Annotated in this window: 21 protein-coding genes; 9 read left to right on the top strand and 12 right to left on the bottom strand. The window is 55.7% G+C overall.

Annotated elements, in window-relative coordinates; genetic code table 11:
* Window positions 1–509 precede the first annotated feature (509 nt).
* Window positions 510–1,265, top strand: a complete 756-nt coding sequence (locus ACYVG7_RS13785) for a LuxR family transcriptional regulator (RefSeq protein ID WP_460883662.1) — start codon at window positions 510–512, stop codon at window positions 1,263–1,265.
* 51 nt (window positions 1,266–1,316) lie between these two features.
* On the opposite strand, the gene kup is transcribed toward ACYVG7_RS13785, so the two are convergent.
* From kup to ACYVG7_RS13805, 4 genes are all read right to left on the bottom strand, one after another.
* The gene (kup, locus tag ACYVG7_RS13790; protein ID WP_460883663.1) at window positions 1,317–3,185 is read right to left on the bottom strand and encodes a low affinity potassium transporter Kup; all 1,869 of its coding nucleotides are present in this window, start codon (window positions 3,183–3,185) and stop codon (window positions 1,317–1,319) included.
* A gap of 148 nt (window positions 3,186–3,333) precedes the next feature.
* On the bottom strand, window positions 3,334–3,894 hold the full coding sequence (locus ACYVG7_RS13795; RefSeq protein WP_460883664.1) for a hypothetical protein: 561 nt from the start codon (window positions 3,892–3,894) through the stop codon (window positions 3,334–3,336).
* Between the two features lie 122 nt (window positions 3,895–4,016).
* The gene (locus ACYVG7_RS13800; protein WP_460883665.1) at window positions 4,017–4,784 is read right to left on the bottom strand and encodes a hypothetical protein; all 768 of its coding nucleotides are present in this window, start codon (window positions 4,782–4,784) and stop codon (window positions 4,017–4,019) included.
* Between the two features lie 161 nt (window positions 4,785–4,945).
* The gene (locus ACYVG7_RS13805; RefSeq protein WP_460883666.1) at window positions 4,946–5,116 is read right to left on the bottom strand and encodes a hypothetical protein; all 171 of its coding nucleotides are present in this window, start codon (window positions 5,114–5,116) and stop codon (window positions 4,946–4,948) included.
* 170 nt (window positions 5,117–5,286) lie between these two features.
* Here ACYVG7_RS13805 and lgt point away from each other — a divergent pair, with 170 nt between their 5' ends.
* Window positions 5,287–6,060, top strand: coding sequence for a prolipoprotein diacylglyceryl transferase (lgt, locus tag ACYVG7_RS13810; protein ID WP_460883667.1), 774 nt, complete (start codon window positions 5,287–5,289; stop codon window positions 6,058–6,060).
* 44 nt (window positions 6,061–6,104) lie between these two features.
* On the opposite strand, the gene ACYVG7_RS13815 is transcribed toward lgt, so the two are convergent.
* The 5 genes from ACYVG7_RS13815 to nfo all read right to left on the bottom strand — a co-directional run bounded on the left by ACYVG7_RS13815 (window position 6,105) and on the right by nfo (window position 12,795).
* Window positions 6,105–9,272 carry an efflux RND transporter permease subunit gene (locus ACYVG7_RS13815; RefSeq protein ID WP_460883668.1) on the bottom strand — a complete coding sequence of 1,056 codons (3,168 nt, stop codon included), beginning with the start codon at window positions 9,270–9,272 and terminating at the stop codon, window positions 6,105–6,107.
* 2 nt (window positions 9,273–9,274) lie between these two features.
* A complete protein-coding gene (locus ACYVG7_RS13820; RefSeq protein ID WP_460883669.1) occupies window positions 9,275–10,792 on the bottom strand; it encodes an efflux RND transporter periplasmic adaptor subunit in 1,518 nt (505 codons plus the stop codon).
* A gap of 66 nt (window positions 10,793–10,858) precedes the next feature.
* The gene (locus ACYVG7_RS13825; protein ID WP_460883670.1) at window positions 10,859–11,242 is read right to left on the bottom strand and encodes a copper-binding protein; all 384 of its coding nucleotides are present in this window, start codon (window positions 11,240–11,242) and stop codon (window positions 10,859–10,861) included.
* Window positions 11,243–11,350: 108 nt separating this feature from the next.
* On the bottom strand, window positions 11,351–11,812 hold the full coding sequence (locus ACYVG7_RS13830) for a hypothetical protein (protein WP_460883671.1): 462 nt from the start codon (window positions 11,810–11,812) through the stop codon (window positions 11,351–11,353).
* Between the two features lie 119 nt (window positions 11,813–11,931).
* On the bottom strand, window positions 11,932–12,795 hold the full coding sequence (nfo, locus tag ACYVG7_RS13835; RefSeq protein ID WP_460883672.1) for a deoxyribonuclease IV: 864 nt from the start codon (window positions 12,793–12,795) through the stop codon (window positions 11,932–11,934).
* A gap of 212 nt (window positions 12,796–13,007) precedes the next feature.
* Here nfo and ACYVG7_RS13840 point away from each other — a divergent pair, with 212 nt between their 5' ends.
* A complete protein-coding gene (locus ACYVG7_RS13840; protein ID WP_460883673.1) occupies window positions 13,008–13,226 on the top strand; it encodes a type II toxin-antitoxin system RelB/DinJ family antitoxin in 219 nt (72 codons plus the stop codon).
* 97 nt (window positions 13,227–13,323) lie between these two features.
* Window positions 13,324–13,884, top strand: coding sequence for a PIN domain-containing protein (locus tag ACYVG7_RS13845; protein ID WP_460883674.1), 561 nt, complete (start codon window positions 13,324–13,326; stop codon window positions 13,882–13,884).
* Between the two features lie 50 nt (window positions 13,885–13,934).
* Here ACYVG7_RS13845 and ACYVG7_RS13850 read toward each other — a convergent pair whose 3' ends face one another.
* On the bottom strand, window positions 13,935–14,414 hold the full coding sequence (locus ACYVG7_RS13850; RefSeq protein WP_460883675.1) for a Fur family transcriptional regulator: 480 nt from the start codon (window positions 14,412–14,414) through the stop codon (window positions 13,935–13,937).
* Between the two features lie 197 nt (window positions 14,415–14,611).
* Here ACYVG7_RS13850 and aztA point away from each other — a divergent pair, with 197 nt between their 5' ends.
* From aztA to ACYVG7_RS13875, 5 genes are read left to right on the top strand one after another with little or no spacing between them, the layout of a single operon-like run.
* A complete protein-coding gene (gene aztA, locus ACYVG7_RS13855) occupies window positions 14,612–15,352 on the top strand; it encodes a zinc ABC transporter ATP-binding protein AztA (protein ID WP_460883676.1) in 741 nt (246 codons plus the stop codon).
* Window positions 15,349–16,218 carry a metal ABC transporter permease gene (locus ACYVG7_RS13860; RefSeq protein ID WP_460883677.1) on the top strand — a complete coding sequence of 290 codons (870 nt, stop codon included), beginning with the start codon at window positions 15,349–15,351 and terminating at the stop codon, window positions 16,216–16,218. The genes aztA and ACYVG7_RS13860 overlap by 4 nt, the downstream gene beginning before the upstream one ends.
* Before the next feature lie 43 nt (window positions 16,219–16,261).
* Complete coding sequence (locus tag ACYVG7_RS13865) at window positions 16,262–17,194, top strand: metal ABC transporter solute-binding protein, Zn/Mn family (protein WP_460883678.1); 933 nt, start codon at window positions 16,262–16,264, stop codon at window positions 17,192–17,194.
* Between the two features lie 60 nt (window positions 17,195–17,254).
* A complete protein-coding gene (locus tag ACYVG7_RS13870; RefSeq protein WP_460883679.1) occupies window positions 17,255–17,929 on the top strand; it encodes a DUF1007 family protein in 675 nt (224 codons plus the stop codon).
* Window positions 17,926–18,966, top strand: a complete 1,041-nt coding sequence (locus ACYVG7_RS13875; protein ID WP_460883680.1) for a nickel/cobalt transporter — start codon at window positions 17,926–17,928, stop codon at window positions 18,964–18,966. Before ACYVG7_RS13870 ends, ACYVG7_RS13875 begins: the two co-directional genes overlap by 4 nt.
* Window positions 18,967–18,986: 20 nt before the next feature.
* Here ACYVG7_RS13875 and ACYVG7_RS13880 read toward each other — a convergent pair whose 3' ends face one another.
* Window positions 18,987–19,235, bottom strand: coding sequence for a hypothetical protein (locus ACYVG7_RS13880; protein ID WP_460883681.1), 249 nt, complete (start codon window positions 19,233–19,235; stop codon window positions 18,987–18,989).
* A gap of 200 nt (window positions 19,236–19,435) precedes the next feature.
* The gene (locus ACYVG7_RS13885; protein ID WP_460883682.1) at window positions 19,436–20,536 is read right to left on the bottom strand and encodes a right-handed parallel beta-helix repeat-containing protein; all 1,101 of its coding nucleotides are present in this window, start codon (window positions 20,534–20,536) and stop codon (window positions 19,436–19,438) included.
* Window positions 20,537–20,800 lie beyond the last annotated feature (264 nt).

Genomic DNA, 20,800 nt, shown 5'->3' on the forward strand with positions numbered 1-20,800 from the left:
ACATCCAATTCCTGTGAGTGCCCACACAGATTGCTTGATTTGATTGTTAAAGAGCGTGACAGCCTCAGCTGTCGTGGGATGCGTAGTCTACGCAACCCGCGTTGTCAGTCAAGCATTTTTTGCTTTGCTTTCAACGCTCCCGGACATCTCGTCCGTCGATGAGGGCGCATTATAGGGAGCTCGTTTCGCCTGACAAGGATTTTCTTTAAAAACCAGGTCAACCGGACAAAATTACATCACACCTGCTAAAACCTGCACATAAAGCCCCCAAATATCCAAACTTACCTACAGTTGAAGGCCTGGAAGCTCATAGGAAAAACCTCATTGGGAGCCAAATCAAAGTTTGTGGCCCTTATTTGCAGGAATACATGCGCTTTATAGCAGGAGTACTTGCCATTTGATTGTATATTACCTACGTTCATTTAGGCGCAAGCGCTGAGGCCATTCGGGAGTGAGGTAAATCTCCAGGGACTGGTGAACCGAAACCATTTATGGAAGGAATTTGTACAATGTTTCAAAATGCCCCACTCGCGACCCAAATTCGATTTGTTCGGGAATGTCCCAGTGCAGAATGTCTGAACCAAACTCTATTCGAGTTGGCAAAAAAATCTGGCTTTGATTACTACCAATTCAATCTGTTTTTGCCGTCAGGGTTATTGCAATCTCATGTCTCGATTTTCAGCCACAGTCCGGAAAATTGGCTTGAACAGTATTGGCAGAATCAGCTCGCTGCCCATGATCCACTACTACTTATGGCTCTGCGCCAAAATCAGCCCATTATCTGGCACGAGTTATCCATTACCGATACCATGGTGACGGAAAAAGGCATGGCCATCATGGACCAGCGCGCAGAACATGGAATGCGCGAAGGCGTTACCTTACCGATACATAGCGGGCAAGGTCATCATGGCATGTTACATTTGAGCCGTGAGCACGCAACCGGTGATGTACTATCCACGCTGCCACAACTTGGCATGCTCTATCCGTATATATTCCAACGCGCCTGCGATTTAATGAGCCCACCCGGTCCGAATCTTTCCGAACGCGAACGTCAATGTCTGTTCTGGGTCAGCGAGGGAAAGACTTCTTGGGAGGCGGCAAAAATTCTGGGAATTACCGAGCGGACCGTTAACTTCCACCTCAATAGCGCCATCCGCAAGACAGGCTGTAAAAATCGCTATCAGGCTATTGCACGGAATGTTGCAGCAGGACAATTGCGCCCAGACCTTCAACGCTTGAATATCATTAAAAATATCAAAGCCTGATCCAGATGAATGAGGGAGGCATACTCCCTCCTCATCCAGCTCTGCCTACTGTCAGCACTCCACCTGCACACCCAGTTCCACCACTCTATTCGCCGGGATATGAAAGAAGTCATTGGCACGCAGTGAGTTCTTGCTTAACAAGATAAACAGCTTCACCCGCCACATCGCAAACAATGACCGACGAGTCGGGATCAGCGTTTCGCGAGACAGAAAGAACGATGTGCCCATCAAATTGAATATCATCCCTTTCTGGGCACAGCGCCGGAATACCTCATCAACATCTGGCGTTTCATGAAAGCCATAGGTTGCAGAAATGCGCCAAAATGTCTCCGACAAGCGTTCAATCTGAACATGCTGATCTGGTTCTACAAAAGGCACGTCCTGAGTTCGGAATGTCATGATCACCACCCGTTCGTGCAATACCTTGTTATGTTTCAAGTTATGCAATAACGCATGGGGTACCCCTTGCTGGGTTCGCGCCATATAAATAGCCGTGCCTGGAACCCTTGCCGGCTGATCCTTGTTTAACGAGTGGATGAACGCCTCCAAGGGCATGCTCATGCGCGACAACTGTCGAAATAGTAGAAAACGCTCCCACTTCCACGTCGCCATCACGGTAAACATCACACAACCCAGAGCCAGCGGTAACCAGCCACCAGCCAATAATTTCAATGCATTGGCAGCAAAAAATGGTACATCAATGATCAACATGGCAATGAGTAACGTTCTGACCAGCAGGCTCGGCCAGTCCCAGTTATAACGAGCCACAGTACAAGCCAGAACCGTGGTAATCACCATAGTCCCAGTTACGGCGATGCCATACGCAGCCGCCAGATTACTGGATTCCCGGAATGCAACCACCACCACAATCACCGCGATGAATAACATCCAGTTGATGAAAGGCAGATAAATCTGGCCCGCTTCACTTTCGGAGGTGTGCTTAATCGTCATACCCGGTAGATAACCAAGCCTAACCGCCTGCCGGGTCAGCGAAAATACGCCGGAAATAACCGCCTGCGAAGCAATCACAGTTGCCAAAGTTGCCAGTATGACCATAGGTACCAGCGCCCAATCAGGCGCCAACAGGAAAAACGGGTTTTTTGTCGCTGTCGGATCACTCAATATCAAGGCGCCTTGCCCAAAGTAATTGAGTAATAAAGCGGGTAATACCACAACCACCCAAGCCAGGCGAATGGGTTTCTTACCAAAATGGCCCATGTCGGCGTACAGAGCCTCGACACCAGTAATCGCCAAGACCACAGAACCAAGGGCCACGAAGCCAATCCACTTATAGGCAGCGAAAAACTGGATCGCCCACTTGGGATGCATGGCGGCCAAAATCTCGGGGTGCTTGATGATTGAGATCAACCCTAAGACCCCCAGAGAACAAAACCAAAGCAACATGATAGGGCCAAATAATCGGCCAACCTGGGCGGTGCCATGCTTCTGAATCATGAATAAGAGGGTCAGCACCACGATAGCGACGGGTAATATATAAGGCGTGAATAGCGGGGTTACGACTTGCAGCCCCTCGAGAGCCGATAACACCGACATGGCAGGAGTGATGACCACTTCACCGTAAAAAAATCCGCCACCGATCAATCCCAAGACCAGTAGTAACGTCGTCATGGCAGGTGGAGTATTGCGACCCGCCAACGACATCAGCGTTAAAATGCCCCCCTCGCCTCGGTTATCCGCCCGTAGCACGAAGGCCAAATACTTGACGGAAACAACCAGAATTAATGACCAGAAGATTAATGAAAGAAAGCCAAAAACCACACCCTGAGTGGGAGCCAAACCAATATGCGGGGAAAAACACTCTTTAAAGGTATACAGAGGGCTAGTGCCAATATCGCCATACACGACACCAATCGCCGCAAGCGTGATTGCCGGTAATTTCTGTTTATTGTGTGCGTCCATGTTTGCTCTTGGCTATCTCCACCAATAACGCCTGCCACGGGGCAGAAGGTTATCTTGTGATGTTAAAACGAAATATTAGATTGTGAGGGCCAGAAAATACCCGACGAGGACCCTTACGAAACCCTGAGCCCTCACGCCGGGCTCGGCGCTACTCATATTGACGGGATGACAGGGTCGGTGATGAATGTCTGGACTGAGGACCAAAACCAGGTTCTTGATCCCGATCAATCCGCGGACGCTTGCCATCGCGAACCGTCGGCGACGAAGTATTCTCTCGCTGAGGCACAGAGCGACGCCGCTTCCCGTTCTTATTGCTCACAGGCGAGGCGATGAAAAATGCCAACACAAAACCGCGACAAGCCAACAGAGCGATCACGACCGAAATCACGCTCAGTACCGTGATAAAACGAGCCGCATCACGGCTCATGTCTTCGATGATCGCGGCATAGTTACTCTGTGTTGCCAAATAATCCGTGACCTCCTTGCGAAAGAATATTCGCACCAAGAACAGGATATCCGCCAACAACATCGTCATGACACCCCACTTGAACAGGCGAGGGATGAAAATCATGATCAGACCAATAACAAACAGCATCACGCCACCACCGATAAAGCCGGTATCCATGAAGTCTTTCAATGGAATAGCGGTCGCCAGATTCGGCATGGCGAGCAGCCCCAGCAATGGCCGCCAATTTACTGTGCGATTCATGTGTGCATCAATTCCTGATCAATGAGAACAAGGTAAACATCAAGGCGGTTATTTCACCACGAATAGCCTCGGCTCGCACCTCTCTTGCAACAATTGCCGGTATCTCAATAGAGCCGTCTTAACTAGTAATCAGCCATCCGCTGCATTAAACGACCCGAAATTTGGGAAGGCTGCATCGCCAAATCCCAGAGCGCAACTAATTTGTCGACACCTGGATAACGATTGGAAAAGCCGGGGTACAGGGCCAAGGTGGTAGAAAAAGCACCAACTTGTTTGACCTGATTCGCCAACCCCTGACGTCGTAACAGATACCGGGCTACCTGTTCGTCCTCCACCATGAGATCCAGACGCCCGAGCGCCAGCAGACTCAACAGCTGAGGCAACGCTTGAGCGCCACTCTTGGTAATAATCGATGCGCCAGCGGCAGGTTGGGCGATAAAGGCGGCGAAAGCGGGGCTGATGCTGCTGTAGTCATAGCCAATAATATTGCCAATTCGCAGGCGGGCTAACGAAGCTAAACCACGATATTGCCACTGGCTGTGGGCCGGGACAAAGAAACCGTTTCTCGAGTGCATGGCTGGCAGGCGAGGATAGCGAACCCCACGACCAGGTAACTTGGGCATCAACAGCATGACATCACAGCCACCGGCAACCACATCGTGCAAACCACGGGCATACGGTACCTCACGCAAGGTAACGGCATAATTGGCCTGTAAAAAAATATCCCGGGCCATATCCACCATGAAACCATGCCGCGGCTCTCGTACCGAGGCATGAATCGTCGCTGGAGGCCAATGATCGTAGCAAAGCGTAATACGGTCCTGCGAGGCAGATGGTCCGTTCGCCAGCAGCTCATTACAAAACAACAGCAGCCACATCACTCTGCGCATGTATCCCGTTCCTGAATGCCTGTCCTCGGTCCAGACTAGGCGGGAATGCTCGCAATAGATTGATCAATAACAGTTTCAGCCAATTTCAGCGGATGTCAGCAAATGTCAGCTCTCGGAATGGGAGCGGGCTCTCGAGCCGAGCCATGGTCCAGTGAACGTCTTCAGCCGTTTCGATCCGGCTCAATCCAGAAGCGGGGGGATACATCACTCTGCCGACGGCCAACACCATGGCGACGATCCTCTTTATCCAGCTCCCAGCGGATATCGGCTCGCCGATCATCCTGCTCCCGACGCCGCGCATAACGCCGCTCTTTTCCCCGGTAGATGCTCATCACGTATCTCCCACATCCTCACGCCTCAAGCATAGTTGGCACAGCAATCAACCACCACGCCGCGAGCCAAGAACACCAAGAAGAACAGAACTCACACCCGGGAAAAGGACGTGATACCCTTTGTCCCACAGCTCACACTCACCTCATTGTTGATCCGCTGCGGAGGCAGGATGATTCACTGGAATGCAGATCCGATATTGCTACAACTCGGCCCCTTGGCCATTCATTGGTATGGCGTGTTGTTCGCCGGCGGCTTTTTACTGGGCTACCAGATCATGCAGTGGATTTATCGCCGCGAGGGCCACCCTACCGAGCAGTTGGACAAACTGCTGACCTTTATCTTCATTGGTACCGTGCTGGGTGCTCGCCTGGCTCATGTGGTGTTCTACGAGCCAGCGTATTACTTCAATAATCCATGGGAAATTTTGAAAATCTGGAAGGGTGGGCTCGCCAGCCACGGCGGCACTCTGGGGGTGTTGCTAGCCATCCTGATATTTGTCCGTCAGCATTCCGATGTCCGGCTCCTCTGGCTGCTGGATCGGCTGGCTATCCCGACGGCACTGACCGCTTGCTTCATTCGTCTGGGTAACTTCATGAACTCGGAAATCGTCGGCCTCCCCACAGACGGTAGCTGGGGCGTGGTGTTCGAAAAAGTCGACATGCTGCCCCGTCACCCGGTGCAATTGTATGAGGCAGGCTGCTATCTGCTGACCTTTATTCTGCTGCTAGTGCTCTACCGGCTGAACAAAATGCAACGCGAGGGGTTGGCTTTCGGTCTGTTTATGACGCTGATCTTTGGTTCCCGTTTCCTGCTGGAGTTCTTCAAAACACCACAGGCCGCCTACGAGGTGGGCTATAGCATCAGTGTCGGACAGTGGTTGAGTGTGCCCTTTATTCTGCTGGGCATCCTCATGATGCTGCGCGCCAAAACACCGCGGATCTGAGTCAGACTATAAAAAAACCGGCGCAAGCCGGTTTTTTTAATCTGTTATCGCTCGATATCCGCGGATGACAATCGATGTTGCCATTGTTTCACCAGCGCATAAATCACCGGAATCACCAGCAAGGTGAGCAGGGTTGACGACAGCATGCCTCCGACCATGGGAGCGGCAATCCGGCGCATCACTTCCGAGCCGGTCCCGGTTCCCCACATGATGGGCAACAGACCGGCAATGATGGTCACCACCGTCATCATCTTGGGACGCACCCGCTCCGCAGCACCGTGCAGTATGGCGCCATAAAGATCGCTCAGCGTCGCGGATCTCTGTTCCTGCTGCCGCTGTTGCTGGATCTGAGCCCAAGCCTGTTCCAGATAGACCAGCATCACCACCCCGGTCTCGGCAGCCACCCCGGCCAACGCGATAAACCCGACCGCTACCGCCACCGACCAGGCATAACCGAGCCACCATAGCAGCCAGACACCGCCCACCAAGGCAAATGGCACCGACAACAGGACGATCAGACTGTCGGTCAAATTCCGGAAGTTGAGATAGAGCAGCAGCAAGATCAACAACAGGGTACAGGGGACCACCCACATCAGCCGCGCCTTGGCCCGCTCCATGGATTCGAACTGCCCACTCCATACCAGATGATAGCCAGGCGGCATGACAATCTGACCGGCCTCCAGCGCCTGCGCTACCTGCTGCTGGGCATGGCTCACCCAACCGCCGATATCTGGATCGGTCGCATCCACATACAGATAGGCACTCAGCTGCGCATTCTCGGTGCGGATGCTCGGCGGCCCCTGCTCCAGACGCAAAGAGACCAGACTACCTAACGGAATCAAACCATTGCTAGCCGTTGGCACCAACACCTCGCGGACAATCGCATGAGGGGTATCCCGCAGCTCCCTGGGATAACGCATCACCACCGCATAACGTTCCCGTCCCTCCACCGTGGTAGTGACGCGCTCGCCGCCCAATGCGGTGGCGATCACCTGCTGCACAGTCGCCATGGTCACACCATAGCGGGCCAGGGCCTGTCGATCCGGGGTCAAGGTCAGATAAGAGCCTCCCGTGATGCGCTCGGCATAGGCACTACGCGTTCCAGGTAGAGTCTTGACCACCGCCTCGACCTGGCGCGCCAGAGCCTCGATGCCCACCAGATCCGGGCCGAACACCTTGATACCGACGGGTGTTCGAATACCGGTCGCCAGCATGTCGATCCGTGCCCGGATCGGCATGGTCCAGGAGTTGGCTATCCCCGGCATCTTGACCGCCTGATCCAGTTCATCGATCAACGTCTCCAACGTCATCCCTGCTCGCCATTCACTCTCGGGTTTCAGGTTGATTAGGGTTTCAAACATCTCCAGCGGCGCCGGATCGGTCGCCGTGTTGGCTCGGCCCGCCTTGCCCAGCACGGATGCCACTTCGGGAAACGACTTGATGATACGATCCTGCACTTGAATCACCTCGGCCGCCTTGGTGATCGACATCCCCGGTAACGCCGCTGGCATAAACAGCAAAGAGCCTTCGTGCAGGCTGGGCATGAACTCACTGCCGATATGTTTGAGCGGGTAGAGGGTCGCCGCCAGGATCAGGAGTGCCAGTACTAGCGTGACCGTCTTGGCGCGCAATACCAGATGGATGCAGGGCTTGTAGAGGGCAATCAGCCAGCGATTCAAGGGGTTAGCTTGCTCAGCTACCACCTTGCCGCGGATAAATAGCCACATCAGCACCGGCACCAGAGTCACCGACAACAGCGCCGCCGAGGCCATGGCAAAGGTCTTGGTAAAGGCCAAGGGGCTGAATAGCCGCCCCTCCTGATCCTCCAGGGTAAAGACCGGCAAGAACGAGAGTGTGATGATCAACAAGGAGAAGAACAGCGCAGGTCCCACCTCCTGACACGCCGCCAGAATCACCTCGCGACGCGGGGTCCCTGGAGGCGCACGCTCCAGATGTTTATGTGCATTTTCCACCATGACGATACCGGCATCGATCATGGCACCAATGGCGATGGCAATGCCGCCTAGGCTCATGATATTGGCGTTGATCCCCAACCAGCGCATGGCAATAAAAGCCGTCAACACGCCCACGGGTAGTACCAGGATCGCCACCAGCGCGCTACGGACATGCAGCAAAAACAACACGCACACCAGCGCCACAATGCCGCTTTCTTCGAGTAAGGTCTTCTGCAGGGTCGCAATCGCCCGATGGATCAACTCGGAGCGGTCATAGGTAGTCAGCACCTCGACGCCAGCCGGCAGACTCTGTTTGAGCGACTCCATCTTTTGTTTAGCCCGCTCGATGACACCGAGAGCATTTTCGCCGCTGCGAGCCACGACGATGCCGGATACCACCTCTCCGTCACCATTCAACTCCGTCAGACCGCGTCGCTCATCGGGCGTCAACTCGACCCGAGCCACATCGGCCAGTCGGATCGGCGTGCCGTTTACCTCGCGGATCACCAGCTCGCGCAAATCCTCGGTCCCACGCAGATAGCCCTTGCTGCGCACCATGAACTCGGTTTCGGCCAGCTCGATGACCCGGCCCCCCACGTCCTGATTGCTGTCGCGGATCATGGCCATCACCTCGAGCGGTGACAGTCCATAAGCCTGCAATTTGCGCGGATCCAGCACCACCTGGTACTGCTTGACGAAGCCGCCGACGCTAGCGACCTCGGCAACACCCGGTGTCGCCGCCAGGGGATAACGCAGAGTCCAATCCTGCAACGAGCGCAACGACTCGAGGGACTCACCAACGCCCGCCCCCTGATTCTTGGCCACCAGCGCATACTGATACACCCAGCCGACACCGGTAGCATCCGGTCCCAGGGTTGGACTCACCCCCGTTGGCAGCTTGCCGGCTAAGCCGCTCAAATATTCCAGCACCCGGGAGCGGGCCCAGTACAGATCGGTATGATCCTCAAAAATCACATAGACAAAGGAGGCGCCGAAGAAGGAAAAACCCCGCACCACCTTGGCCTTGGGAACCGAAAGCAGAGCCGAGGTCAGGGGATAGGTCACCTGATCTTCAACGACTTGAGGTGCCTGCCCCGGATATTCGGTATAGACAATCACCTGAACATCCGAGAGATCGGGAATGGCGTCCAACGGGGTGCGCAGCAAAGCCATCACGCCCGCAATCACCACCAGCAGCGTCAACAACACGATCAGCAAGGGGTTATACAGGGACCAGCGGATCACTCGTGCCAACATACTTAGTGCCCTCCGCCAGAATGAGAGCCTGGGACCGTGGTTTGAGCCGCCGAAACCGCGGCTGGCACCAGTCCGGCAAATGCGGCCTTCAGATTACTCTCGCTATCCAGCAGGAAGTTCGCCCGGGTCACCACAGACTCACCCGCCTGCAGTCCGCGTAATACCACCACTCGGCGCTCGCCCGCGCTTTCATTCGACTCGCTAGAAACCGACTCGCCATGGCCGCCAACCTCGACCTCGCGCGGTACAAAACGTCCCTTCCCCTGGCTGACCAGCACCACCTGCCGCGTTCCGCTATCGATCAGTGCCGATTCCGGTACACTCAGCGCATCGGCAGACGCGACCATGGCCTGCAACTGCACCTCGCCATACATGGCTGGCTTCAGGCGCCCCGCCTGATTGTTCAATTCAATCCGCACCGGAACCGTTCGGGTTTGCGCGTTCAGAGTGGGATAGATGAAGGCGACCCGCCCCTTGAATGTCTCGCCGGGATAGGCAGCCACCCGAATGGTCACCGCTTGCCCCACCTGAACCAGACGCAAATCCTGCTCAAACAGATCGGCCAACAGCCACAAATGGCTCAAATCCGCCAACTCGAACAGTGCCTGACCCGCCTCGAAGCGCATGCCATGCACCGCATTATTGGTAAGCACGACTCCACTAGCGGGTGCCGTCAGCGACAGGGTGCGCCGCACCTCGCCATGCCGGGCCAGCCGTTGCACATCCGCCTCGGGGATATCCCAGAAGCGCAGCCGTTGCAGAGCCCCATCACTGAGGCTCATCCGTTTGCCGCCCGCCAGCGCAGGCTCGAGCTGCAAGCGGGTCTGGGACTCCCGTGCCAGCAAATACTCCTGCTGTGCCGCAATCAGCTCCGGACTATACACCTCGAGCAAGGTCTCACCGGCAGCAACCATCTGGCCGGTAGTGTTCACTGGCAACCTCTCGATCCAGCCACCAAATTTAGGGGCAATCGTCCGCTTGCGGCGCTCATCCACCGCCAATTGCCCAACCGCCCGTAGCGTGCGTTGCAATGCACCACGGCGCACCAGCTCCGTCGTGACCCCCAAAGACTGGATGCGATCCGGGCTCACCGTCACTGTCGAGGGCGATACGGCAGTCTCTTCCTCGGCATAGACCGGGATATAAGGCATGCCCATCTCGTCTTTCTTCGGCACCGGCGAGGTATCCGCCAGTCCCATCGGATTCCGGTAATAGAGCACCCGTCGTTCATGATCGGAGGCCACCGACGCAGAACCCGTGGTCGCAACCTCATCGGCATAGACCGGGATATACGGCATCCCCATCTCATCTTTCTTCGGCGTCGCCGAGGTATCGGCCAGTCCCATCGGGTTGCGATAGTAGAGGATCTGTCGTTCGTCGGGTTTTCCTGCGCCAGGGATCACGGTCGCGGCAGGAGCCCATAATGATTGCCAGCCCCACATCCCGACGCTGCCCAACAGCGCACCAAGCAGCAACAGGCCCAGCAGCCGCCACATGGTTATATTGTGTTCTTTGCTCATGGTCATTCCTTATCGCCATGCCAGAGGAAACGCTGTCGCCATGACGCAGCGACAGCGAGACAAGCACTACTTGGCGACCTGCCACTGAAGAATGCGCGGTGAGTCATTCTCGACCAGCGCAAATTGCGCCTCAATCTGGAGCCCCGGCGTCAAGCCTTGCACCAGTTCGGGTGTGGCCAGCTGAAACGGCATGGTCATGGCAGGCCAGTTCAAGGCTGCCACCGCCTGATGGTTTAACACCACGCGGCCATCCAGCAGTTGCACCACTTCACCTTTGAGGTTGTAGAGGGAAGCAGCAGCGGGAGTGGAAGCCACCTCAGATGTGGCGGCCATATCACCATGAGCATGGGGTGTGGCAGCGAAGGCAGGAGCGAACAGCATGCTGACCATGAGCAAAACCAAGGTAACCGCACTGCGCAGAGTACGAACGCAAAAAGCAGAAATAGTCATTCCAAAAATCCTCACGATTTCTCAAACGTCACCAATCCCTGCGGAACAAACCGAAGGTGGGCGAAACGAAATATCAATACGAGAAAGAGGCCAAGAAAGGCCTAGCCGTCAGGCCATGGAATGACAGGGGGGTGGAACCGGGATCCCGGGGATAAAATCGCAATAATCAACGGCCCTGAGCTCGGAAGCGAGATCCGGCTGACGAGGACCCACATCAATCACTAAACCCAAGCGGGGCAAATCGGCAGGCACCTGGACACAGGCGCTGCAATGCTTGTCGCCATGATCCATGCTCAACCAGGTCACCTGCATCGGGCAGCCATCGGCCGATGCAGCATCGGAACCTGACAGAGTGGCATCTGGGTGCATGGAGGGATCCGTCATGGCCATCATGCCATGACAATTCGCCATCCCGGCGGCTGGCGAGACAGCAACGGAAGAGGAGCGGCTGGAGTCGGAGGTGGACGCGTCAACCCGAACCGGTTGCTGCACAGGCAACCAGGCAAATGCCGACTGCATAGGCAGCCAACAGGCTAACGCCAAGGCAAATAGCAGTGTCCAGCGTGACATAGGTGATAGTACCTTCCCTTTCCGGCAGCGCCGCATCAGTACGCTATATAAATATAGCCGCTCGATAGTAGAGCAGGCGAGGCAAGCGGTGCAACCTTAACCCTATGGCAGGCTTGTATTTATTTTCCCACGGCTCCAGCCTGCCCCTGCAGGCTGCGCAGCCAGGCGATCTCGTCCGCCCAGATCTCCGGCTCAACCGTTTCAAGAATCAAGGGGATACGATCAAAGCGTGGGTCATTCATGATGAAGTGAAACACCTCAGTCCCCAGATTTCCCTGCTGCAAACTATGGTGGCGATCCACCCGGCTACCAAAGGTGCTCTTGGCGCCATTGATATGCATGCCTTTGAGATACTCGAAACCGACCAAGCGGGAAAATTCATCGAAGGTTCGTTCACAATCGGCGGTTGTCCGCAGATCGTAGCCCGCAGCAAAGGCATGACAGGTATCGATACAGACCCCAATCCGGCTCTTGTCTTCCACGCCATCGATGATGGTGGCCAACTGCTCGAACGACCAACCCAGATTGCTGCCCTGACCGGCGGTGTTTTCGATCACTGCAGTGACGCCTTGGGTCTGTTCCAGCGCCCAATTGATCGATTCACTCACCAGTTTCAGACTGACCAGCTCGGGAATTTGTTTCAGATGGCTACCCGGATGAAAATTGAGATAACACAGACCCAACTGCTCGCAACGCTGTAATTCATCGAGAAAGGCCTCTCGGGATTTGGCCAGCGCTTCCGGTTCCGGGTGACCCAGATTAATCAGATAGCTGTCGTGGGGCAGGATCTGTTCCGGCAAGAAACCAGCCTCGGCACAAGCTTGTTTGAATGCTCGGATCGTCGGCTCGGTCAAAGGTGGCGCGCTCCACTGCCGCTGATTTTTGGTAAAGAGCGCCAACGCATTGGCACCCAGCGCCTTGGCGCGACCAATAGCCAGTTCGACGCCACCAGATGCGCTCACATGAGCCCCTACATATTTCATGATCCGCTCCACAAAAATTCACGCCGGATGATTATGCGGGCAATGCAGGCTTGCGCCAACCCCATGAATGGCATGGTCATTGCTTGGTTACATTTGAGACGTAAAAAAAGAGTGACCGGGTGATGGTTTTTCCAACAATCCGCTTGTTGCTGAAGCACGGATGTAGCACGCTGCGCACCCCGTTCTCGTCACCCTGTGACCAAGGAGTTTGCATGACCACCATCAAGAGTGACATGGTTCGCGCCCGCGTTGAGCCTGAACTCAAGGAGCGCGCCGAGGCGGTTCTGGAAAAACTGGGGATGAGCACGGCAGATGCCATCCGGATCTTTTTGACCCAGGTTGCATTGCGTCAGGCGTTTCCTCTGGAATTAACGCTGCCAACGGCGGAACGGCTTCCAGAAATACCAAGCGAGCAAACGGGGCGTGATTGAAATCACAGTCAAGCGACTGCGCTCCGCGCACAATTAGTACCCAAACGAATAAAAACTCAGACCGCCCCTCGGCGGTAGTTCGACACGGAGAGTAAGAATGGCCAACCGTATTCTGATTATTAACAATGACAATTCCCAAGAGCTGCCACTGAGTGTCATGGACCGCTTCCAACAAGTGATGTTGGTGGTCGGAAAGGGGCAAAACAATCTGCCGATCGAAATCGTCAGCCAGTTGTTGTTAGCTCAGGCGCAACATAAGGTACAGATTGAGCTGATGGCGATTACCAACACCAGCAAACCGGTATTCGATCTGCATTTTGCCATGCAGCTCGGTCGCCTGCTGGAGCGCAATCCAGACAGCCAGTTCACCATACTGTCCAGCGACACCAGCTTTGATCCGTTGATCATCACCTGCAAAGAGCAGGGCATGAAGATCAACCGCGTTGAGGCACTGCAACGCCTGGCCGCCGTACAAAGCGCCCAGAACGAAATTCAGGCACTGGAACCGACCCCTGCCGCAGCCGTCACTGCCGATGATGATGATTTGGGTCTGACTCTGGAAGCTCCGGCAGTCGAACAGGAGAGTGCCAGCAGCCGAAATCATCGCCTGATCTCCAGCCTGATAGGCGGCAATCAAGCACTCGGTGCGCGTGGATAAAAACGAGCCCCTTGTGGTTCACAAAAAAGGCCCTTTATGGGCCTTTTTTGTTATACCTGTGGCAGCTCAGCGGTGCTTTGACAATGCAAACACACGCCTTTTAACTCCAGAAACTGCGGAGCCAGGGTGAAATGCTGCTCGGCCATCTGCGCTTTCAGTAACGTCAGCAATGCCGGCGCCATGGGTGCTTCTTGTACCTGCCCACACTGCACACAGATCAGTAATTGACTGAACTGCTCACATCCCTGCTGAGGACAGACCACGTATTTCTGGATCGACTGCAGATAGTGCGCCAGCCCCTGTTCGACCAGATAATCCAGCGCTCGATAAACAGTCGGCGGTTGCCATTGGGTACCCTGTTCCCGCAATCGGTCTAGAACCTCGTAGGCACTCAATGGCTTGCCACTGGCCTGCAACAACTGCAACACCAACTGCCGGTTGGGAGTCATCTTGACAGCTACCTCACCCTGGCAGCAACGGTGGCTATGGACCATAAGTATCTCGACGCGGGAATCAACGGTCCCCAGCATACCGTATTTCTTTTCGAACAGGGATTGCTTGATATTATTGTTATGTTATAACGTCCACCCTGATTTCACCTTGAGAGTCAGCTCTGAACATGACCAAGCCTTCACTCTTACTCACCGGCATCGTCACCCGGACCCTGATCGTCAGCCTGCTGATTGCCTTGGTCTGGGGCTCTCTGCTTTGGGCCATGAGGTAATCCATGCTGCGATTCGATAACCTGACGCTAGGCTATGGCCGCCATCCGGTGGTGCATCACCTCAATGGCCAAGTCCCGACAGGGAGCCTGCTGGCGGTCATTGGCCCGAATGGTGGTGGTAAATCCACCCTGCTCAAGGGCATCCTCGGCCAACTGCCGCCCCTCGATGGCCAGGTCCAGCTGGCGGTCAGCCGGCAGCAGATTGGCTACTTGCCACAACTGAGCCGCATCGATCGCCAGTTTCCCATCAGTGTGCGTGAAGTAGTGGCCATGGGCTTATGGCGCCACTGTGGTCTGTTTGGTCGCCTAGCTCGCCAGCATCGGTTGAAAGTTGATGGCGCACTGGAGCGAGTCGGACTCGACGGCATGGCAGACGAGAATCTCGACGCCCTCTCCGGCGGCCAATTGCAACGCGCGCTGTTTGCACGCCTCTGGTTGCAAGATGCCGAGCTGATGTTGCTCGACGAACCCTTCAGCGCCATCGATTCGCAAACCACCGAAGATCTGCTGAGCTTGCTGCGTGACTGGCAATCGGAGGGCAAAACCATTCTCGCCGTGCTGCACGATATGAATCAGGTCAGCCGCCATTTTCCGACCACCTTGCTGCTGGCCCGTGAGGTGATCGCCTGGGGCGCAACCCCGGAGGTAGTGACGGAGGCCAATCTGCACCGCGCCCGTCATCAACGAACCGCGCCTGATCCGGCTGCCGCCGAATGCCATCGCCCCACGGAGCCCAGCGTATGATCTACGACCTTCTTATCAGCCCATTCAGTGAGTTCCAGTTCATGCAACGTGCACTGGCGGGTTGTCTGGCGCTTTGCCTCAGTGGCCCGCTGATCGGAGTTTTTCTGATGTTGCGGCGCATGAGCCTGACCGGTGATGCCATGTCCCACGCCATCCTGCCCGGTGCGGCGATCGGTTATCTGATCGCCGGTCTCTCGGTAGAAGCCATGACCATTGGTGGTCTGATTGCTGGCGGTATTGTGGTGCTGCTCTCCGGTGCGGTTTCCCGGCTGACCCAGAGTGGCGAAGACAGCAGCCTGGCGGCGTTTTACCTGATCTCCATGGCTCTGGGGGTGTTGTTGATTTCGACCCATGGCAGCAGTGTCGACCTGCTGCATGTGCTATTCGGCTCGGCGCTGGCATTGAATGATAGCGCCCTATGGTTGCTAGGTAGTATCACCACCATCACCCTATTGACCATGGCCTGGTTATTCCGACCTTTGGTGCTGGAGTGCCTGGATCCAGACTACCTGGGCACCGTCAGTCGGGCCGGTAGCTGGGTGCATATGGCCTTCTTGTTATTGGCAGTGCTGAATCTGATCGCCGGTTTTCACGCGCTGGGGACTCTGATGGCAGTAGGGCTGATGATCCTGCCCGGCGCCGCGATGCGCTACTGGAGTGCCAGCCTCGGTGGTTTACTGGCGGGCGCCTGTGCCAGTGCTTTTGCCGCCTCGTTCAGCGGTTTGCTGCTCTCCTACCATCTGGGGTGGCCGACCAGCCCGACCATCATCCTGTGTCTGGGGTTGTTTTACTTCGCCTCGCTGTTATGCGGAACGCGCAACGGCCTGATCTGGCGTTATATCCGCCTGAAACATCTGGAAGCCTGAGTTTCTTCAGGCACCAATACACGCATCCATGAGAGGAGTCACAATGAGACGACTGAATCTGTTTTCCCGCTTCGGGCTACTGAGCGCTCTGTTGATGAACGGCGTTTCCTACGCCGAACCCGTGCCGGTTACCGCCACTTTCAGTATCCTTGGCAACCTAGTCCAACAGGTCGGCGGCTCCCATGTCACCGTCAGCACCCTGGTCGGGGCCGATGGCGATGCCCATGTCTACCAACCCTCGCCGCAGGCGGTGCGTACCCTGGCTCAGTCCAAACTCCTGGTCAGTAATGGCCTCGGTTTCGAAGGCTGGCTGGAACGTCTGCATGAGTCATCCGGCTTCAGTGGCGCTGTGGTAATCGCCAGCCAAGGGGTAACACCATTGGCCATGACCAAGGAAGAAGAGCAGGAAGAGGCCCATGGACATGATGATGAAGATCATCATCACGGCGCGGTAGACCCGCATGCCTGGAATGATCCGGCCAATGTGCTGATCTATATCGATAATATCGCCAAGGGGCTGATAAAGGTTGACCCGGCCCATCAGGCGGACTACACCGCCAACGCCACCGCCTACAAGGCGCGTCTGCGGGCTATCCATGAGCAATTCAGCGCGCGCTTCGCTGCCTTGCCGACCTCGCGTCGTATCGCTATCACCTCTCACGATGCCTTCGGTTATCTGGCTCATGCCTATCACCTGACGTTGCTGGCACCGCAAGGGCTGAGCACTGAAGCCGAGCCCTCGGCTGCTCAGGTGGCGCAGCTGATCCGGCAGATCCGCCAGCAGCAAGTACCGGCGCTATTTGTGGAAAACATCAGCGATCCGCGGCTGATGGAGCAAATTAGCCGAGAAACTCAGGTGACCATAGGTGGCAAGCTCTATTCCGATGCCCTCTCCGGCCCGAAAGGTGATGCACCGGACTATCTGGCGCTAATGAACCACAATCTCGACACCCTGCTCAAGGCTCTGGAACCCTGATAAGGTAACGGGGTCCATTGAATGATTCGATGGACCCTTTAGATTCGGAGTGCGCTCGTGATGTCCTGGACCAGACTGTTACCAACCGTTGGGAAGCGACTGTTACCCTTGCTGCTATTTGGCTGCAACTCAGTGGCGGCGCACCCGCATAGCTGGATCGACATGGTCACGCAACTGCACATCGATCAGCAGCAACGGCTGACGAGGCTGCAGCTAAGTTGGTTGTTCGATGAGTTCTACAGCGCCACCATTCTGGATGATGCCAAAGCCAAGGGCCATAGCGTCGAGCAGGAGCTCGCCCTGTTCGGACAGGAGACGCTGGCCAATCTGGCCACCGAGAACTACCTCACCCGGATGACTCTGGAGGGGCAAAAGGTCCACTTTGGCCAGGGAACTCAGGCGCGCGCCACGCTGCTGAACGGCCAGATCCGCTTCGATTATCAACTTCCGCTGCAAGAACCATTACCGCTAGCGGGAAAGCGTCTGCAATTTGCCATCTATGACTCGACCTACTACGTCGAGATGCTGCACCGCCAGCCAGAGGCGGTGCAGCTGCAAGGCGACGGCGCAGTCCACTGCCAACGCCAACTGCTGCCACCCAACCCCAGTAGCGAGCAGCAAAGCTACGCCGTTTCCCTGGACAAGACCGAGCAGGCCGATGATGGTCTCGGTACCGCCTTTGCCGAACAGGTCATAGTGCAATGCTCCACCCCCGACACCGGAACCTCACCATGAGCATCCAGCGTTTGATTCTGCTGCTGGTCACCGCGACCCTTATCCTCCTGGCCGGTTATCAACTCAGCCAACACTGGGCCACCATCAGCTATCAGCTGATCCGCTGGCAAATGCAGTTTCACCGTGAGCTGGGAAGTTTGCTGCGCGCCTCCACCACCCTGGAACCGGCCATGATCGCCAGTCTGATCGGCGTCAGTTTTGCCTATGGGGTGTTTCATGCGGCGGGGCCCGGACATGGGAAAATGGTCATTGCCACCTATCTGGCGACCCAACCCAGTCGTTTGCGCCAAGCCATGCAGCTCTCCATCGGTGCCGCCCTGCTACAAGCCTTGGTGGCCATTGCCCTGATCGGCATCGCCGGTTGGCTATTGGGCATAACGGCTCGTCAGGCGCAAGGATTCAGCGTATGGCTGGATCGAGGGAGTTTTTTACTGGTTGCCCTGATGGGGTTATTTTTGGCCCAGCGTGCACTCCGCCAGGGCTGGCGGCTCTACCGCCAGACCCGACATCACCAGAGCCCGCCGCTGCAGATCCAGGGGATCATAGCCCCACTACGCTCGCTGGCTACTCATCCCGCACAACCAGCCGCGCTCTTGGATCCAGTGGGAATCCGGCATCAGCCTCTGCTCACGGAAGCAATTCCCTGCGGCTGCGGACATAACCATGTGCCAGACCACGAATCACTGAATCAGGCCAATGACTGGCGCAGCCGATTAGGCATTCTGTGCTCCATGGGATTACGCCCCTGCAGCGGGGCCTTGTTGATCCTGGTGCTGGCGCGAGTGATGGAACACTTCTGGTTGGGAGTGGTGGCCACGCTGGCCATGGCGGTAGGAACCGCGCTGACTGTCTCGTTGCTGGCGATATTGAGCCAACGGGCACAGCACCTGGCGTGGCGTCTGTTGCAGCGCCCGGAACGGGATCGCTACCATATGCAGCAAATCGGTCACGGCATTGCCTTTACCGGAGGCATACTGCTCATCGTGTTGGGATTGACCCTGATGAGCGCCCCCAGCTCACTGTTGCTTCCCCGCTAAGAGCTGGTGCAGACTCCACGTTAGTCTTCGTACGATCGTTGTTGCTGAACAAACTGGATCGGGCACTCGCCGACCAAGGCGATCGCCGCTTCGGCAACTTGCTCGTCGGTAAAGCTGACCCGACAGCCTTTGGCATCGGTTAATGGGTGCAAACTCTCATCATGGCCGCGAAAATCAACCACCCACTCCATACTCAACCGATCAAATAGCACCACCGCCTCTTGCCAGGGGCGGGATAGATGAAGCGCCTTCAATTCCTCGAGTGTCATGTCATTTCCCTCTCGCCAGTTGCCAGCTCCACTGACGACAGCAGACCCGCAGGGCGACCCGGAGCATTACCGTCAGCATTCACCTCACCTTACCTCAGCCCAGAGGCAGAATGAAACGGTTGTGTAACAATCCCGTGCGGTTGAGAACATAAAAAATGGCGCCATACAGGCGCCATCTGAAGTACAGATTCGGGATCCGGTTACGGACAGGTAGCCGTCGGGGTATAGCTACCCGCACCACTGACTACATATAAAGCGCCACGCGCATTACCGGAGATCGTATTGCCACACAGTTTCTTCTGCAGACCATCCTGGATATTGAATCCTACGCCCTGATTATCGACGATTTCATTGCTCCAAGCCTGGTTGGCAATACCATAGCCATTGGTATCACTGCCAAAACGGAATCCAGAACCCGCATTGCCATACACCACATTGCTATAGAACAAGTTACCGTTACCGGCGGAATTAAAACCGGCGGACTCCCGATCGAGCTGACCGCTACAGACGTTGGAATAAACCTTGTTGCCGGTCGATCCCTCTTTGATATCCACACACTCGTTACCCCGGGTATTGAAGGTGTTGTGATGGATACGGTTATTGTTGGACTGATCCGGGTCCGCAGTCGGGTTCTTGCCATCGGCCCACTGTTTAAAGGAGGTGCCGATATAAATGGCTTCGCCATTCTTGCCACCCGCCTTGAAATTGAAATCATGAACGCCACAGTTTTCAAAGGTGGAGTAGGCAATTTCTGACGACTGTACGAAGTAACGGAAACGCAGACATTCGCCGCCAGCATTACGGAAGTTGACCCGGCGGATGGCAACACCCTTGATCCCGGCGGGTTCGTTATCGTTGTGTACAAACAGCAACTTATCCCGATAGGAGTCCATGGTCGATCCATCACCGACCAAACCGTCCAACGTAATATCCTGCACCTTGATGTAGCTGTGCTGGATCTGGAAGACGCGGTCACTGTCGCCGGAACCCTTGATCACGATCGGTGCCACATAGCCGCTGCTGTCAGCAAAAGAGGTGCTAACGGCGCCGACGATCTGGATGGGAGCAGTCGCAGTACCGCTACGCACGGTAACAACATCCTGCAGGTAGACGCCCGACAGCAAGACAACCTTGTCACCCGGCTGAGCGAGCTCCAATGCTTGATTGATGGTGGCCAAGGAAGTGCTACGTGAACTACCGCTGTTGGCATCACTGCCGGTGGGGCTAACATAAAAATTGGTGGCATGAGCGGCGCAAACGCCAAGGCTCAGTACCAAAGTACAGAGTGTGGTTTTCATCATCTATTCCTCGAGCTTTTCAAGGCAGTTACACACCGCTCGCACCCTTAGAGGGGAAGCGGCAGGGGTGAACCCACGAGAGGTTCATTAAGGTCTCAATCGAAAGCATCGACATTCGAAACCGACGAAATGATGAACGAAACTTTCGAATTAATAAATAGTATTCTTAATGAAATTTACTTTCCTAAATAGCTGATCCTAATTTCGCTCCAGTTGCATAAGCCCATGTCCATTACCGGGGAACGGGGCGGCATGATCCAGGAAGTA

The organism is Pseudaeromonas pectinilytica (assembly GCF_054780855.1).